Consider the following 17145-nt stretch of genomic DNA (forward strand, 5'->3'; position numbering starts at 1 on the left):
ATTAAATACCTAGTTTTTTTCTTCTTTTTCTTATTGCACCTTCACTTAGACTTAATCTATCACCAATTTTAACATTACTAAGTCCTTCAGAAATAAGCAGTTTAATTTGCTCATTTATTTCATTACTGTTTATAGTGTTATTTGTATTGAGGTGATTGTTTTCTAAATCAAATTCTTCAAAACAAAATTCTAGAAAGTTTGTTGCTTTATCTATACTACAAAGTATAATGTTTTCTTCATGATAGATGTGCTCTGTATTTCGCTGTTTCAATTGCTTGATATACCTAAATGAAGGGTCTTGTGAACTTTTGCCTATAGCAAAGCAACTATCACAAAAATTCATTAGCATTTTACTACCAGCTAAGTCATTTTTTGTAATTGGTTTAGAATCATCTCTTTTAGGTGTGTGTGCTAAAACTAAAATTGATATTCCTTTAGTTTTTGAAAGTTGTTTTAAAGTTTTCATTAATACCAAAGCGTCTTTTGCTTTTTCGTTTTCAGCACTTAAAAATGTGAGGTTGTCAACAATTAAGATAGTAGCCTGTGTTTCTTCAATATAAGCAGGAAGGGTTGCACATAAATACTCTTCGTAATTCTTAAAATTACTTGGCAGAGTTTCTTCAGTATTTAATTCTGCTCGAAGAAAATTATGATGAAACTGATAATGATTGGTAAAATTTTCTGCATATCGATTTTCAAATTGCTTATCAGATAATTCAAAATCTAAAAAAAGTACTTTCTGTGGTGCACATTCTAATTTGAAACCATTAATTGAAACACCATAACTCAAACTATCGGCTATTTGAACAGCTAATATGGATTTTCCTAAATTGGTGTCTGAAAATAGTATACATAATTCATTTTCATACCAAAGTTCACTAAATAGCATTTTAGGAATAGGTCTGCTTTTTGCATTATTTATCCAAGAATTTGCATCATTGATAATTAGAGAATTTACATCCTTATTATTTTTTTGTAATAAACTTTCATTATGAAATATATCTTGACTAATACTATGTATGGCTTCTTTACTCATGGTCAAAATATTTATTGGTTGATGTTGGATTACATTCAATAACAATATCTTCTAGTTCTTCGGAAAAATAGTCATCTGTGTATTCATATATTATCTCTCTTAATAATTTTGAAATGCTTTGGTTGTTATCATCTGCGATGATTTCAAGATCATCTTTTAATCTTGAGTTAATTCGAATGTTAATTGTTGTTTTCATTCTTCTTTTATTTTATAAATTAATACTTATAAATACATGCTAAAAAGAATAATGAAAGCATACCAATGGGCAACTACCTAATTAACAGTATTTAACTAGGTGCAATATTGGAATAACATAAAGTTTAAAAAAGGGAAGTAGGATGGGAAATTTGTGGGAAATTTGTGGGAAATTTTCCTTTTTGTGGGAAATTTTAAAAAATGGATTCTAATTTCTGAAATTGTCCCAATCTTTTTTGATTTTTTTGACCCTATTTCTATGGGTGTTTGATTCATTTCCATTCAACTTTAGAGTACTAAAGTTAAAATTGAAATAACTGTTTATAATTTCTCCAAATACTTTCGCTGAAGGCATTGTTATACATAGAACATTATTGAAGAAATCAAATAAACATATAGCAAATGCTCTATTAATTTTTTCCGTCTTTAAAATTTGATTTTCAATAAACTCTACTTGTTTTAGAGAGTGAAAATTTTCAGCGTATTTCTGGTAGATTATTTTAGAAATTGGTTTGGTGGCAAATACATTGTTTTTCTCTAACTTGAATTGATTATTTAATTCTATTAAGATTTTTAAATTATTTTCAAATTCAAATATATTTTTGATAGTAGTATTATTATCGAATAAATGTTTACTGTAGTAATCATTATCTCCAGCTAAAAATGGAATAATTAATTCAAACTCATAATCCAGATTTTTAATTAAAGTTTCTTGATATCTTTTTAGGTACTCAAATTTTGTGTTTGGTACAACTTGACGATTTTCGTCAAACTTAAATTTCAAGCCTATTTTGTTTGGAACCTTATTGTAATAAAAATTAAAATATTTTAAACCAATCTTTTTACGTTCATTTTTATCAAGTCCAAAAACATCTTCTTCTAAATCAAGATTAAATAAAATATTATTTCCTAGTCCTGCACTATAATGGTTAAGCAAATATTTATAAAACTCTTGTGAAACAGCATTGTTATAAATAAACTTTTCTTTAACCTGCTTATTACTTTTATTAATACGATACTCTCCTAATTTATTAGTTTCTTCAAATACTCCTGAGGATTCATGGGAGATATACTTATTACCATAGTTTTTATTAATTATATATTCAGTTATTCTTACTAAATCATTTGTTTCATAAATTGATAATGGTAAAGTATTGTAAAAATGCGTTTTCATTATTTTAATAAATTTGAATAGTCTTCAGGAAGTATAGCATCTATTTTTCTTAAGTATAATTCAAGAGCTTCCATTCTTTTATGACCAGTTATCAACATTAGTTTGCTTTTAGCTTCAAAGGGTGAATAAGACTTAGACATTTCATTATATAATTTGGTTATAAAAGTGTGCCTAAAACTATATAGACCATATTCTTTACCTAATCCAAAATGATCTTTTACTTTTTTGAATTGTTTTGTGAAGTAATCTCTCTTATTATTTTCGGTAGTAGCCCATTGATCACCAATTTTATTGGGAGTAAATAAAAAATCATTTTGATTTAGCTTTTTAAGATCTGGCAACTGATCAATAATTATAGTAGGAATTATTTTTATTTTGACTGGTTGATTTTTTGCCCTTACATAAATTTTCTTATCAATGATATCAATGTCTCCTACTTTTAGTCGGCAAACTTCAACTGGTCTCAAGAAATTATAAGAAACAAATTGAACAAATAGATGTAAAATGTTATTAGTGTTTTTTAGGTAATCAAATATTTCATTAAGCTCAGTAGGAGTGTAAGTTTTATTTCTTTCTGGAGTAGATTTTAGAATATTTATTTTTTTAACAAAATTATCTTTTATAATCTCATTGTCTTCTAACGTTTGAAATAATGAACTGATATCAGTTCGAGTATTGTTTCTATTTCTAGCGCTTGATGTTTGCAATACACTATTTAAATATAGAATTACATTTTTTTTATTTATGCTACAGATATCATCTTTTGGTTTTATACTTTGTTCTTCCAACCACTTTTTGAATCTATTAATTCTTCCATTAAAGTTTTTAAAGGAAGTGGCACTTTGGACTTTTGATTTTATTTTAAGTCCTAGATTGAAAGCATCTTCAATAGTATGAGTAGGTAGGGTGTTATTTATATCGGATTTTATTTCTTTTTTAGAGGAGCTCGTCACATCTGTTATTTCCTCTTCCTTTATTGAAAGTTGTTTTTCGAAAAACTCGATTAAACCCTCATTCTCTTGGTATGGATTGTATCCTTTTTGTAATAGAATGATTAAACCTTTTTTTATTTTATTTAAAATGTATAATCGATCTTTCTTGTTTTTATAGGTGTTTACACCAGCTTTTATATTAGTTTGTCTTACCAGTTTACCTGTTTCTGGATTTCTAAAAGAATAATAAACATACCAATTCTTAAGGAGTGCTTCCTTCTTAGTCTTGGATGAGAGTTTAGACCAATTGGATATATCTACACCACCAGTGTAGAATTTTGGATCAGAATATTTCATTTTCATAGGTGAATCGTGTACTATATCGTGTACTCTTTGTAAAAGTAAATAAAATGAGGGCATAAAAAAACGAATTGTGAGACACAATTCGTTGTTTTATCTAGCTTATAAACTTGTAGCGAAGACGGGATTTGAACCCGTGACCTCAGGGTTATGAATCCTGCGCTCTAACCAACTGAGCTACCTCGCCATTGACTTTGAGGATGCAAATATAATCGATTTTTACATACTGGCAAGTGGAGGTTTTAATTTTTTTTCTTCAAATTAATACCTATCTTGTGCATTAACTTTTTATATAATGGATAAAGTAAAATACGAAATAGAAATTCCTGTTCATGCATCTCCAAACATGCTATATCAGTATATTTCATCACCATCTAATTTACAAGAATGGTTTGCAGATACCGTGAATTCTAGAGGTAAAATTTATACATTTAGTTGGGATGGTACAGAAGAACAGGCAGAATTGGTAACAAAAAAGTCCGAAGAAAGAATTCGATTTAAGTGGTTAGAGAGCGAAGATGATGATAGTTTTTTCGAAATTAAAATTCAAGTTGATCCGTTAACCAAAGACGTTTCTTTAATTATTACAGATTTTGCAGATGATGAAGATGAAGTTGAGGAAGCGAAACAACTATGGGAGAATCAAATAGATGAATTAAAGCATACTATAGGAGCTTAATTTACATGATAATATTATATTTTAAAACTCAACCTGAAAGGTTGAGTTTTTTTATATTTTCTTTTTTAAAAGCCTTAATTTTGCATTTCTAAAAGAAGGAAAATGGTTAATTTGAATGGAGAATTGTTATTAGAGGAAAATTTTAAACTATCTAATTTAAATAGAGGTTTTAAATATGGTGATGCAATTTTTGAAACTATAAAAGTAGCTAATAATAAAGTAATATTTTGGGAAGATCATTATTTCAGATTAATGGCTTCTATGCGAATGTTACGAATGAAAATTCCCTTAAAATTTACCTTAGAATTTTTAGAACAAGAAATTTTAAAAACTGCTGAGTCTAATAAATTAAGTTCTTTATGTAGAATTAGACTTAATGTGTTTCGTAAAGATGGTGGTTTTTATAAACCAAAAACTAATGAAATAGATTTTTCAATTGAGGCGAATCAAATTACTTACAGTACTCAAGAAAATTATAAAATAGACGTTTTTAAAGATTTCTATAATTATTCTGGAATGTTGTCTACTGTTAAGACCAATAATAGAATGATTAATACTTTAGCTAGTATTTATGCGAATGAAAATGATCTAGACAATTGTGTTTTAATTAATGAAAGAAAAGGAGTAGTAGAAGTTGCTAACGGAAATATTTTTGTTTTAAAAAATAACATAGTTAAAACACCTAGTTTAGAAGAGGGTTGTATTAAAGGGGTAGTTAGAAAGAAAATAATTGAAATGCTAACCAAGAATCCGGATTATACTATTGAAGAAACAAGTATTTCTCCATTTGAAATTCAAAAGGCAGATGAAGTTTTTATAACGAATGCGATTATAGGAATTCAACCTGTTACAAATTATAAAAAGAAATCTTTTCAAACAGAATTTGGTACAAAGTTGTCTAAAAGTTTAAAAGTATTGGAGGTTACCTCAAATTAATTAAGAGAAACGTCATTAGGTGCATTAGCCCATAACTTGTAATCTCCTCCTTTTTCTAGTAATTTTTTACGCCAGAACGTATCCTCGTTTTCCGAAAATATGTTTTGGATATTGTTTTCAGAGATAAACCAAGAATTGATGTTGATTTCGTCTTTAAGTTGATTCTTTCCCCAACCAGAATAACCTAAGAAAAAGCGAATATCAGTAGATGATAATTCTCCTGAATTCAGCAACTGCTTTAAAGAATCAAAATTTCCTCCCCAAAAAATACCATCACTAATAGCAATACTATCTGGAATAAGTTCTGGAACTTTATGCACAAAATACAAGTTATCTTGCTCTACAGGGCCTCCTTGATAAACTGTGAAGTTCGAGTCAATATCTGGAATTAGGTCTTTTAAAACATAGTCTAAAGGCCTGTTTAAAATAAAACCTACAGAATTATTTTCTGTGTACTCTGTAATTAAAATAATAGCCCTATTAAAAGAGCTGTCATTTAATATAGAGGGTTCTGCAATTAATAATCTACCTTTAAGTGGTTCTAAATGCGACATAAGTAAATGTAACGAAATTTGAGCAAAAAAAAAACTCTCTAAAAAAGAGAGTTTTATTTGTAATTTATTCTGTAAACTAGTTTACAGCATCACTTAATCCAGCTCCAGCTTTAAACTTAGCTACATTTTTAGCAGCGATTTGGATTGTTTTACCAGTTTGAGGGTTTCTACCACTTCTTGCAGCTCTATGAGAAACTGAAAAAGTTCCAAAACCTACTAAAGCAACTTTATCTCCACCTTTTAAAGCAGAAGTTACATTATCTGTAAAAGATTCTAATGCTGCTTTTGCTGCTACTTTAGAAATTCCTGCGTCTGCAGCCATTGCGTCGATTAAATCTGACTTGTTCATAATAAATAGATTTTTAAAAATTAATTGTTTATTTTTTGCTATTAAGCTTAACAAATATATACGTATTAAGGGCCTACGCAAATTACCACCCCTAAAAAGTAGGTATTTGTTAATAAATACATCTAAAATGTTAATAAAGGCAGTTAGGAAATTACAAAATCTCTATAAACCGTATCAATAAAGGGGTTAAAGCATTTTAGCGTTTTCAGAAAAAACAAAACCATTTAATAGACTTTTTGAATCTAGTTTTTTCTTACCTGCAATTTTAATTTCGTCTATAATAATGAACCCTTTGTTTACAGCAACTTTTAATTCGTTTTTTGAACTTATAATTTTACCGAATTCAAAACCATGCTCCTCAGTTACTTTACGAACTTTATAAAGTTTAGTTTTCAGTTGCTCTTCATTATTGTTTATTACTGTCCAAGCTGCAGGAAATGGATTTAGCCCTCTAATTTGATTGTAAATTTCAGTAATTGACTTGCTCCAATCAATTCTTGTATTCTCAGGAAATAACTTGGGCGCTTGTTTTTCTTCTAAATCTGGTTGTTTTTTCGTCTTAATATCACCTTCTGAAATCGCATTTACTGTTTTGGCTACTAAGTCAGCTCCTAAATACATCAATTTATCATGCAAGGTACCTACAGTTTCATCTTCGGTAATATTAATTTCTTCTTGAAGAATGATTTCTCCAGTATCTATCTTTTCATCAATAAAAAAGGTAGTAACTCCTGTTTTACTTTCGCCATTAATAATAGCCCAATGAATAGGTGCAGCACCTCTATATTCAGGCAACAGAGAAGCATGTAAATTAAATGTGCCAAATTTAGGTAGTTGCCAAACCGATTTAGGTAGCATTCTAAACGCAACAACTATTTGTAAATCTACCTCTAATGAATTAAGTTCATTTAAAAAAGACTCATCTTTTAAATTAGTAGGTTGTAATACCTTTAAGTTTTCTGATAAAGCATACTTTTTAACAGCAGATTCATTTAGTTTTCTTCCTCTTCCTGCAGGTTTATCTGCAGCTGTTATTACACCAACAATATTATAATTATGGTCTACTAAATGTTTTAAAATTGTAACTGCAAAATCTGGAGTACCCATAAAAACAATTCGTAAATCTTTCATAATTTTATTTTAGTTGATATTTATTTTGATGATTAATTTTGATAATATTTTCAGAAATTAACTCACGCAAATGTATTAAAATGTCTTTTTCATTTGCGCTAATAAATTGATTAATTTCCTGAGAAGTTAAACTGTATTTTGATTTTAAGAGTGTAATTATTTCTTCTGAAATGTTTAATTTTTTGTTTCTTTTTTCTGATAAGCAGACATCACAAACTCCACATTTTTTAGTTGATTTTTCTTCAAAATAATTTAATAATTGAATGCTTCTGCAGATCGTATTATTGGAAATGTAGGATAAAAAATCCTTCGATTTTTTATCTTTTTGAGTTAAATATTTTGATATATTTTTTGAAATAGAGTTAATGGTTTTGTCATCTTCTCTAGGTACTAAAAATTGAATTTCTAAATCAGTTTCTACTTGGTTGTAATCTAACAAATCATCTTGTTGTAAACGTAGTAATTGCTCTTTTACCTGTCCAGATGTCATGTTGTTTTTCTTTGCTATTGCAAATTCATCTATTTTAACTTCTTGTTCAAATAACCCTGAATAAGTTCTTAATAATGAGTTTATAAAGTTTTTAGTATAGATATTTCTTATGGCGTAAGAAAGTACATTTTTACTAGATGTTTTAAAAAATAATGTAGATTTTTGATTATAAGTATTCGATAAAATTATAATACCATTATTGGCAAGAATTTTTAAAATAGTATCTACTTTGATAGGTGTAAATTTATATAATTTTGAAAATTCTAAAAGGTTGAAACTATAAAAATCTTCTGTTATTTCACCTAAAGGAATTGTAAAATATTGATATAATTTTCGATGAACTTCTTTTATTTCTTTTAGACTTGGAATTGATTTTTTTACGGTATCATTAAACACTAAAATATCACTATCGTTTTTAAGTAAAACTGCGAATGATTTTTTTTCATTTCTTCCTGCTCTTCCAGATTCTTGGATGTAGTTTTCAATAGAAAATGGTAAATCAAAATGAATTACAATGCCAACATTAGATTTGTCAATTCCCATTCCAAATGCATTTGTTGCCACTATAATTGGCGTAGATTCAGAAAGCCAATTTTTAAAGGCTAAATCTTTATCTTTCGTAGAAAGTCCTCCATGATAAAAACTACTTTTAAAGTTATTTGCATTTAGAAAAGTTGCAATGTCTTTTGTTTTTCGTCTAGAATTTACATAGACAATTGCTGGTGTTTTTGTTTTGGTGAAGATTTGAAGAAGTTTACCCAATTTGTCTTGCACATCAAAAACTTGGTAAGCTAGGTTCTTTCTGTAAAAAGATTTTTTAAAAACTTTTGGATGATGCAACTCTAAATTCAGAGCAATATCATTAATAATTTTATTGTTAGCAGTTGCTGTTAATGCAATAAAATTAGCATTCGGAATTATAGTTTTTAGAATGTTGATGTTTCTGTAGGAAGGCCTAAAATCATGTCCCCATTCTGAAATACAATGCGCTTCATCAATGGCAACTAGGTTTACATTCAGTTCTTTTATTTTTTGCTGAATTAATTGTGATTGCAATCTTTCAGGAGAAATATATAGAAACTTATAACTACCAAACTTAATATTATCAAGCAAAGTAATAATTTCATTGTTGGAAGCTCCAGATTTAATTGTAGCTGCTTTAATGTTCCTTTTTTTAAGGTTGGCAACTTGATCATTCATTAAAGCGATCAAAGGAGAAATAACAATACAAACACCGTCCATCTGAAATGCAGGCACTTGAAAACAAATAGATTTTCCACCTCCAGTTGGTAGTAGTGCAATTACATCTTCTTTTTGAAGAACTGCATTTATAATTTGGTCTTGTGGTTCTCTAAAACTAGAATAGTTCCAGTATTTTTTTAATATTTCTAAAGCTGTATTTATCATTCACAAGAAAGCGAATTAATAATAAAATCAGTTCTATCTTTTATCGATCCAAAAGGTACATTTATCAACTTGTAGTTTAACGATGTATAAGCTTCCTTTAGAAATTCATCTATTTTAATTGACTCTTCAAAAGACTCATATCTTTCATTATCAGTAGTATGGATGTCTTTCCATGGAGCGAAATGAAAGATGAGATCATAGGTATACTCTAAACACTTATCTGTAAAATAGGAAGGATAATCAGTTTTAAAATAATCTAGATAGGCCTTTACATCAGGAATGCCTCTATCAAAAAAGACCAAATTTTCGCTACTATTTTGCGCTTCTAAAAATTGATTTTCTCTACCTTCTAATAATTTTTTGCTAAACAATAGTGGCTCTGTTAAAAAGAGTTGATCTATACCATCTTTTTGAGCTTGCAAAGTTACGGCTCTAGAAACTTCTTCTAAGCAAAAATAGCCTCTTGCTTGTAAAGCATTCAAAACGCTTGTTTTGCCAGTACCTGGCCCACCAATTAGAACAATTTTTAGTTGATTATTTTTCAAAAATTTTAGCTTAGAATTATTATTTTTGATTTTAAGAATACTACATAATTTACAAAAATAAATCATTAGCATTATAAATCTAATTTTTAACGTAATTTTGTGGCCTACTATTTGTAAATAGTGCATAAACATTACAATGATGAGCGATAAAAAAGCATTCTATATAAAATTAAAAGGTCAGTTAGAAGATTCAACAGAGTTTCCTTCAGATTATATGTACAAATTTATTGTGCCTGCAGATGGTAATCAGCAAAAAGAGGTGCAAGAAGTTTTTGATAATAAAGGAGCTGTAATTAAAACTAAAAAATCAAAAACAGGAAAATATATCAGCATTTCTATAGTTTTAAAATTAAGCAGTGCAGATGAGGTTATTAGTTATTACAAAAAAGTAGAAGAAGTAGAAGGTATTATATCATTATAAATTTATGAAAAAGCTAATCTTATTATTATTTATTGTCTTTACAACAGCGAGCATAGCACAGAAGAAAGATAAAGTTTTAATTACTATTGGTGATGAAAAAATAATGGTATCTGAATTTAAAAGGGTTTACGAAAAAAATTTAGATGCTATAGATAATGAAGAAGCTAAAGATTTAGAAAAAAACCTTGACTTATTTATTAACTATAAGCTTAAGGTTAAAGAGGCTTATGACATTAAGTTAGATACCTTATCATCTTATGTAAAAGAGATGAAAACCTACAGAAATCAGCTTGCTGCACCTTACATGCAAGATTCAGCTTATGTGAGTGTACTTGTTAAAGATGCTTATTTTAGAACTAAGAATGAGGTAAAAGCCAAACACATTTTAATAAGAACTCCTAAAGTAGCCACACCAAAAGATACTTTAAAGGCTTATCAAAAAATAATGAAAATTCGAGATAGAATTTTAAAGGGTGAAGATTTTGAGAAAGTAGCAGAAGAGGTTTCAGAGGATGAATCTGCTAGAGCAGATGCTAAATCAGGTAGAGTAGGTAATAAAGGTAACTTAGGTTATTTTTCTGCTTTTAAAATGGTATATCCTTTTGAAAACGCTGCTTACACTACAAAAATTGATGAAGTTTCTATGCCTTTTAGAACCAGATTTGGTTATCATATTTTAAAGGTTGACGGACTAAGACCTTCAAAAGGAGAGGTAGAAGTAGCTCATATTTTAATTACAGATAAAACTGCTAAAGGAGAAGAAATTATAAACACTGTTTATAATCGTTTAGAAAAGGATGAGCAATTTAAAATGTTAGCTCGTAAATATTCAGATGATACAGGTTCTAAATCTAAAGGAGGTAAATTAAGAAGGTTTGGTTCTGGAGTTATGGTTCAGCCTTTTGATGAAGTTGCTTTTAGTTTAACAAAAGAAGGTGAGTATTCTAAACCTTTTAGAACGCGTTTTGGTTGGCATATTGTTCAGTTAATTAAAAAGCACCCAGTAAAATCTTTTGAGGAAATGAAAAAAGAGCTTACTAGTAAAATTAGATCTAGTGATCGCTTACAGCTTTCTGAAAAAGCAGTTGTAAATAGATTAAAAAAAGAATATAAGATTAAAGAATTCGATAATGCTAAAAGCATTTTTAATAATCTAAAATTAAGAAGCATACCAAGTGATTCTTTACAATTACCAATTCTAAAAATAAACGAGAAAAGCTATACTCAAGCTGATTTTGTAAACTACATCAAAAGAAGAAATAATAAGCCAGTTTTTGACTTGTTTAACGATTTTAAAAGTCAAGAAATTTTAGAATATTATAAAAGTAACTTAGAGAAAACAGAACCAGATTTTGCACATATATTGCAAGAGTATGAAGATGGTTTGTTGCTATTTGAATTAATGCAACAAAAAATTTGGGATAAAGCTTCTAAAGATACTTTAGGGCTTAAAAATTTTTATCAAAAGAATTTAACAAAGTACAATAACAGAGAACTAAATAAAATTAAAGGAGAGGTTATGAATGATTATCAAAATCATTTAGAACAACTCTGGATTGCAGATTTAAGAAATAAAACTGCAATTGAAGTCAACAAAAAACAACTTAAAAAACTCATTAAATATTACAAAAAGGAGTAATGAATAGAGGTCTAATTTTTATCGGAATTTTATTGCTCTTCGCTTCTTGTGATTATTTGACTGTACAGGAAAAAGAAAGTACAGCTTCAGAAATTGTTGCTATTGTAAATACCGAAAAATTATTTAGAGAAGATATAAGAAAGTTTTTGCCCAAAAACATTAGCAAAGAAGATAGCTTAGTTTTGGTAAAGGGCTATATAAACGATTGGGCCATAAAACAACTATTACTTATAAATGCAGAAAGTAATAGTTCTTTAGACGAAGTAAATAATATAGATGCTTTAGTAAGAGACTATAAAGAGAGTTTATTAATTAATAATTATAAAGAAAGATTAATAAAACAACAATTAGATACTACAATAGTAGACGAAGAAGTAGAAGGTTTTTACGAGAAAAATAAAGAGAATTTTAAACTGAATGAAGAGTTATTAAAAATTAAATACCTTCATTTAGATGATAAAATTATCAATAAGAAGGAACTTACCAAGCTATTTAAGTCAGATAATATTGAAGATTTAGAAGAATTAGAAAAACAACAATTAAGCTTTAAAAATTATCAGTTTAATGACTCTATTTGGACACCTTTAGATAAGGTTTTGTTAAAACTGCCATTTTCTAAAGAAAATCTGTTAAATAAAACTAAATTCCTTGAAAAACAAGACTCATTAGGTTTATATTTGGTGACCATAAAAGATGTTTTAGTTAGAAATGATACAGCACCATTAAGCTATATTAAGCCTACAATAAAACAAATGATTTTACACAGACGTAAAATCGAATTAATAAGAGATATAGAAAAAATTTTAGTACAAGATGCAACAAAGAACAACAATCTTAAAATTTATTAAATCAGCAATACTAGTCGCGTTTTTTGGCTTAGTTAGCACATATACATCAGCTCAAATTAAGATTGATGGTGTAGCTGTTGTAATTGGTAAAAACATTGTTTTAGATTCAGATATAGAAAAATTTAAGCAAGAAGTAGAAGTAAGATCAGAAGGAAAAATTAAAATTTCTGATTGTGAAATGTTAGAAGAGTTAATGCAACAAAAATTACTTGCACATCATGCAGTAATTGATAGTGTAACAGTTTCTGATGAAGAAATTTCAAGCAGAGTAGAAAGAAGTGTTGCGTTTTTCACAGAACAATTTGGCTCTGTAGATAAAGTGATAAAAGCTTACGGATTTAATGATTTAGATGATTTAAAGAAAGAACTTTATTCTGTTCAGTCAGAAAATGTGTTGATAGAAAAAGAGCAGTTAAAAATTACAGATAAAATAGATGTAACTCCAGAAGAAGTGCGTTTGTATTATGTAGGTTTAAAAGAAGATGGTGAATTGCCAGAGTTTTCAGCAGAAATAGAGTTGGCACAATTGGTAATTAAAGCAAAGCCAACAGAAGAAGAAAATCAACGAATTATTAATAAGTTGAATGAACTTAAAAAAGAAATTGAAGATGGAGCTAACTTTAAAATGAAGGCTATTATAAACTCAGATGATCCTGGTGTAACAAATAATGGTGGTAGATATGAGGTTACAAAAGAATCTCAATTTATTAAAGAATTTAAAGAAATGGCTTTTTCTTTAGATGTTGGTCAGGTTTCAAAACCTTTTAAATCAGATTTTGGTTATCACTTAATGCAATTGCATGAAATTAAAGGTAATATGAGAATTGCGTCTCATATATTAATGCAACCAAATGTTCCTGAATCATTATTAACAGAAACTAAAGAAAAAGCGATAAAAATTGCTAATGACATTAAACTTGGTAAAATAACATTTACAGAAGCAGTTAGAAAATATTCTGATGATGAAGACACCAAAAATGATGATGGTTTATTAATGAATCCTTACACAGGTGAAAATACTTGGGATTTAACAAGAATGGATCCTGCATTATATGCAAGAGTAGCAGAATTGCAAAAAGGGGAACTATCTGATGTTTATTTTGATGAAAATAGAAGTGGTGAAAAGATGTATAAGTTTATCATAATGAGAGATAGAACTAATACGCACACTGCAGATTTAGTAAACGATTATGTAAAAGTGCAAGAATTAGCTTTGGCTAAGAAAAAAGAAGAGGCTATTACAAAATGGGCTAAAGAAAAAATTTCAGACACTTACATCAAAATGTCTGATGAGCATAGAAAATGTACTTTTGAAAAAAATTGGAAAAAAGAAACAGGTAGATAATGTCTGACGTTAAAGCTGTAAACGATTTAGTCGTAAAATACAATACATTAAAATCTGAAATTAGTAAGGTAATTGTTGGTCAAGAAGATGCTGTAAACTTTACCTTATTGTCTATATTTTGTGGTGGCCATTCTTTATTGATTGGTGTGCCAGGTTTGGCAAAAACCTTATTGGTAAATACAGTATCTAATGTTTTAGGTTTAAACTTTAAAAGAATTCAATTTACTCCAGATTTAATGCCTTCAGATATTTTAGGTAGTGAAATCTTAGATGAAAACAGACATTTTAAATTTATAAAAGGCCCAATATTCTCGAACATCATTTTGGCTGATGAAATTAATAGAACTCCGCCAAAAACACAGGCAGCACTTTTAGAGGCAATGCAAGAACGTTCTGTAACTGTATCTAATAATCATTATAAGTTAGAGTTGCCATTCTTTGTATTGGCTACTCAAAACCCTATTGAGCAAGAAGGTACTTACCCATTACCAGAGGCACAATTAGATAGATTCATGTTTTCTATTCATTTAGAGTATCCTTCTTTTAAAGAAGAGGTACGTGTTGTAAAAGCAACTACCAGTAATGTTTCTACAAGTGTAAATGCAATTTTATCGAGCGAAGAAATTATTGCTATTCAAGAATTGGTTCGTAAAATTCCAGTTACAGACAATGTAATAGAATATGCAGTAGGTTTAGTGGGTAAAACAAGGCCAAAATCTGATGCTGCTACAGAATTGGTTCAGAAATATTTAGATTGGGGAGCTGGTCCAAGAGCATCACAAAATTTAATTTTAGCAGCCAAAGCACATGCAGCTATAAATGGTAAATACTCTCCAGATATTGAAGATGTTAAAGCAGTTGCTGTTCCAATTTTATCTCATAGAATTGTAAAAAACTATAAAGCAGAAGCAGAAGGTATTACAATACAAGCTATTATAAAATCTTTGCTTTAATCTTCCTCTTCTAAAGCAGGATTTTCAAAGAAACTGAATACATTTCCTCCATATCTCTTATCATATGCATGATTATTGTGCGATGAAATATCTGTATGTTTGGAATGTTCTACAATTAAAACACCCTCTTCTTTTAATAATTCGTTTTTGAATATCAAGTCTACAATTTCTAAGAACTTTTCAGTAGTAAAATCATAAGGAGGATCTGCAAATATTATATCTGCTTGTAAGGTAGTTTTATCTAGAAATTTGTACACATCACTTTTATAGGTGTTAATGTTTAAATCTAGCTCTTTAGCAGTGTTGTAAATATAACGAATGCAGTTATGGTTTGCATCTATAGCATAAATGTTTTTAGTGCCTCTAGAAGCGAACTCGTAACTAATATTTCCAGTTCCAGAAAATAAATCAATTACATCAATACTATCAAAATAATAAGTATTGTTAAGTACATTAAACAAACCCTCTTTTGCCATATCTGTTGTAGGACGAACAGGTAAGTTTTTAGGCGCTTTTAAACGTCTTCCTTTTAATTTTCCTGATATTATTCTCATTATCCTAGTAAAATATAGTTAGTATGATGTGCCAGCTCTAAATTCTTAAAAATAGCATTAGTGTTTTTGACGAAGTCTACATTTCTTACAAATTGATACGTAACTTTAAATAGCTCATCATCTTTTGCAATGATTCCACTAAAAAGAAGTTTAAATTCTTCAGGATTTAACGCTAATTGCTCAGCAGTAAATAAGATGTAGTAGATGAAATCTTCTTTAGTTTTGAAGTGAAATGAATTTAAAAACACAAGGTTATTATTGTGCAATACAATTACATCAAAATAATGTCTGGAAACATTTACATACATTATTTTATCTTCTGAATTAGGCAGCTTTAAAAGCTTTTCTAATAAAACCGTTTGATGATGTTGGTATTCAAATTCACCAAAACTATTAAATAAATAGTTGTTGATATTTACATATGGAATGTAAACATTATTGATTCCTAAAGATTCTATTTTATCAAAGGCAATAAAATCATTCTTATAGGTTTTTATTGATAAGTTTAAATAAGAAGCTAAAGTGCTTTCATCAAAATATTCATTCGGTACAATAGTAGATAAGTGATTTTCATGAATTACTTCAATAGAATCAAAATCATATTGTAAATGCTTATTTTCTTGAAAAATACGTTTTATATTTTCTAATAAACTTTGAGGCGTTTTTAAAGTTTCTTCAAAGTTGTAATTAGATAAATATAAAGACTCTTTAGTGTCTGTATTTCTTATACAAAAAGAAAATCCATCCAAACTAAATTGGATGGATAATGCTAAATTTTTTGTATTCAGTAAAGCTTTTGTACTATTCTTTATCTGCAATTTTTCTGTCATATGATGGTGGCCAATTACCTCCAGTAGTTACTTCTTCTAAAGAACCTACAGAAACATACTCACCTTTAATTTGGTCTGTTTCAATTGCCTCTAATTCTTGTTTTACTAAAGACTCATTCATACCATCTAAAATTCCTCTTTTAGGAGTTCTAGCTCTGAATGTTGGTTGCATTAAACCAGGTACTTTTTCTACTTCACCAATTTCTAGTTCAAATTCAGTGTTAGGTACGCCTGGTACATTAAACATTGTTTTATAGTCTCTATCTCTAAAGTACTTAATTACTGGTTCGTAACCAATAGTATCAGTAACTCTTTTTTCTTCATCTACAATAATACCACCACCTTTATTAACTTGCTCTACAATAGTTTTAGTTTCAGTTAACGCTAATTGTGCAGTATCTATAAACTGTATTAAACCAGCTTTATCTTTAGTGTACTTACCATAAACTTCATAATACTTTACCTCAGCATCTCTAATAATTTTTAAGCTATTAACAACTTTAGCATACTTTACTATTTTTTGTTCATTAAATTTAATTGGCTCCATTATTCCACCATAAATTTGAAAGCCTAAGAAAATTGCTAAGGCTAAAAGTAAAATAGAAGGAATCCATCTTAAGTTTAGAGGTAAAAATTTAACGATTACATAAGCTACTAGAACTGCTACTAACACAGCTCCTAAAATCATTAGTATTAAATTCATTATAAATTTGTTTTTAATAGTATTAACGCAAATCTACAATTTTTTTTCAATGATAAAAATTTTT

The 17145-nt window shown here is 28.4% G+C and carries 19 protein-coding genes and 1 tRNA gene; 7 read left to right on the plus strand and 13 right to left on the minus strand.

Features of this window, described 5'->3' with window-relative positions; translation table 11 throughout:
• Position 1: 1 nt before the first annotated feature.
• The 5 genes from MED152_RS00205 to MED152_RS00225 all read right to left on the minus strand — a co-directional run bounded on the left by MED152_RS00205 (position 2) and on the right by MED152_RS00225 (position 3884).
• On the minus strand, positions 2 to 1036 hold the full coding sequence (locus MED152_RS00205) for an AAA family ATPase (RefSeq protein ID WP_015479818.1): 1035 nt from the start codon (positions 1034 to 1036) through the stop codon (positions 2 to 4).
• A complete protein-coding gene (locus tag MED152_RS00210) occupies positions 1029 to 1232 on the minus strand; it encodes a hypothetical protein (protein WP_015479819.1) in 204 nt (67 codons plus the stop codon). The genes MED152_RS00205 and MED152_RS00210 overlap by 8 nt, the downstream gene beginning before the upstream one ends.
• A gap of 207 nt (positions 1233 to 1439) precedes the next feature.
• The gene (locus MED152_RS00215; protein ID WP_015479820.1) at positions 1440 to 2405 is read right to left on the minus strand and encodes a hypothetical protein; all 966 of its coding nucleotides are present in this window, start codon (positions 2403 to 2405) and stop codon (positions 1440 to 1442) included.
• Positions 2405 to 3694 carry a site-specific integrase gene (locus MED152_RS00220; RefSeq protein WP_238559146.1) on the minus strand — a complete coding sequence of 430 codons (1290 nt, stop codon included), beginning with the start codon at positions 3692 to 3694 and terminating at the stop codon, positions 2405 to 2407. The genes MED152_RS00215 and MED152_RS00220 overlap by 1 nt, the downstream gene beginning before the upstream one ends.
• 116 nt (positions 3695 to 3810) lie before the next feature.
• Positions 3811 to 3884: transfer RNA gene (locus tag MED152_RS00225), tRNA-Met, on the minus strand.
• Between the two features lie 108 nt (positions 3885 to 3992).
• Here MED152_RS00225 and MED152_RS00230 point away from each other — a divergent pair.
• Together MED152_RS00230 and MED152_RS00235 are read left to right on the plus strand one after the other, a co-directional pair.
• Positions 3993 to 4376: an START-like domain-containing protein gene (locus tag MED152_RS00230; RefSeq protein WP_015479822.1), complete on the plus strand. Its 384-nt coding sequence runs from the start codon at positions 3993 to 3995 to the stop codon at positions 4374 to 4376.
• Between the two features lie 102 nt (positions 4377 to 4478).
• The gene (locus MED152_RS00235) at positions 4479 to 5312 is read left to right on the plus strand and encodes an aminotransferase class IV (RefSeq protein ID WP_015479823.1); all 834 of its coding nucleotides are present in this window, start codon (positions 4479 to 4481) and stop codon (positions 5310 to 5312) included.
• Here the strand turns inward: MED152_RS00235 and MED152_RS00240 are convergent.
• The 5 genes from MED152_RS00240 to MED152_RS00260 form a co-directional block, all read right to left on the minus strand.
• Complete coding sequence (locus MED152_RS00240) at positions 5309 to 5866, minus strand: YqgE/AlgH family protein (protein ID WP_015479824.1); 558 nt, start codon at positions 5864 to 5866, stop codon at positions 5309 to 5311. The genes MED152_RS00235 and MED152_RS00240 overlap by 4 nt on opposite strands.
• Before the next feature lie 76 nt (positions 5867 to 5942).
• On the minus strand, positions 5943 to 6215 hold the full coding sequence (locus MED152_RS00245) for an HU family DNA-binding protein (RefSeq protein WP_015479825.1): 273 nt from the start codon (positions 6213 to 6215) through the stop codon (positions 5943 to 5945).
• 186 nt (positions 6216 to 6401) lie between these two features.
• On the minus strand, positions 6402 to 7346 hold the full coding sequence (gene fmt / locus MED152_RS00250) for a methionyl-tRNA formyltransferase (protein WP_015479826.1): 945 nt from the start codon (positions 7344 to 7346) through the stop codon (positions 6402 to 6404).
• Positions 7347 to 7350: 4 nt separating this feature from the next.
• The gene (locus MED152_RS00255) at positions 7351 to 9243 is read right to left on the minus strand and encodes an ATP-dependent DNA helicase RecQ (protein ID WP_015479827.1); all 1893 of its coding nucleotides are present in this window, start codon (positions 9241 to 9243) and stop codon (positions 7351 to 7353) included.
• A complete protein-coding gene (locus MED152_RS00260; protein ID WP_041383733.1) occupies positions 9240 to 9788 on the minus strand; it encodes an AAA family ATPase in 549 nt (182 codons plus the stop codon). Before MED152_RS00260 ends, MED152_RS00255 begins: the two co-directional genes overlap by 4 nt.
• 136 nt (positions 9789 to 9924) lie before the next feature.
• On the opposite strand from MED152_RS00260, the gene MED152_RS00265 reads away from it, so the two are divergent.
• The 5 genes from MED152_RS00265 to MED152_RS00285 are packed head-to-tail and all read left to right on the plus strand — an operon-like array spanning position 9925 to position 14994.
• Positions 9925 to 10209 (plus strand): DUF493 family protein, encoded by a 285-nt coding sequence (locus MED152_RS00265; RefSeq protein ID WP_015479829.1) that lies wholly within the window; start codon positions 9925 to 9927, stop codon positions 10207 to 10209.
• A 4-nt stretch (positions 10210 to 10213) separates the two neighbouring features.
• A complete protein-coding gene (locus tag MED152_RS00270) occupies positions 10214 to 11848 on the plus strand; it encodes a peptidylprolyl isomerase (protein WP_015479830.1) in 1635 nt (544 codons plus the stop codon).
• Positions 11848 to 12696 (plus strand): hypothetical protein, encoded by an 849-nt coding sequence (locus MED152_RS00275; protein ID WP_015479831.1) that lies wholly within the window; start codon positions 11848 to 11850, stop codon positions 12694 to 12696. Before MED152_RS00270 ends, MED152_RS00275 begins: the two co-directional genes overlap by 1 nt.
• Complete coding sequence (locus MED152_RS00280; RefSeq protein WP_015479832.1) at positions 12662 to 14041, plus strand: peptidylprolyl isomerase; 1380 nt, start codon at positions 12662 to 12664, stop codon at positions 14039 to 14041. Before MED152_RS00275 ends, MED152_RS00280 begins: the two co-directional genes overlap by 35 nt.
• The gene (locus MED152_RS00285; RefSeq protein ID WP_015479833.1) at positions 14041 to 14994 is read left to right on the plus strand and encodes a MoxR family ATPase; all 954 of its coding nucleotides are present in this window, start codon (positions 14041 to 14043) and stop codon (positions 14992 to 14994) included. The genes MED152_RS00280 and MED152_RS00285 overlap by 1 nt, the downstream gene beginning before the upstream one ends.
• Here MED152_RS00285 and MED152_RS00290 read toward each other — a convergent pair.
• From MED152_RS00290 to MED152_RS00300, 3 genes are read right to left on the minus strand one after another with little or no spacing between them, the layout of a single operon-like run.
• Positions 14991 to 15548, minus strand: a complete 558-nt coding sequence (locus tag MED152_RS00290) for an RsmD family RNA methyltransferase (RefSeq protein WP_015479834.1) — start codon at positions 15546 to 15548, stop codon at positions 14991 to 14993. The genes MED152_RS00285 and MED152_RS00290 overlap by 4 nt on opposite strands.
• Entirely contained in the window at positions 15548 to 16378 is an 831-nt protein-coding gene (locus MED152_RS00295) for a DUF3822 family protein (RefSeq protein WP_015479835.1), read from the minus strand. The genes MED152_RS00290 and MED152_RS00295 overlap by 1 nt, the downstream gene beginning before the upstream one ends.
• Positions 16350 to 17081 (minus strand): hypothetical protein, encoded by a 732-nt coding sequence (locus MED152_RS00300; protein ID WP_015479836.1) that lies wholly within the window; start codon positions 17079 to 17081, stop codon positions 16350 to 16352. Before MED152_RS00300 ends, MED152_RS00295 begins: the two co-directional genes overlap by 29 nt.
• Between the last annotated feature and the right edge of the window lie 64 nt (positions 17082 to 17145).

Origin of the sequence: Polaribacter sp. MED152, assembly GCF_000152945.2 — a bacterium.
GTDB lineage: Bacteria > Bacteroidota > Bacteroidia > Flavobacteriales > Flavobacteriaceae > Polaribacter.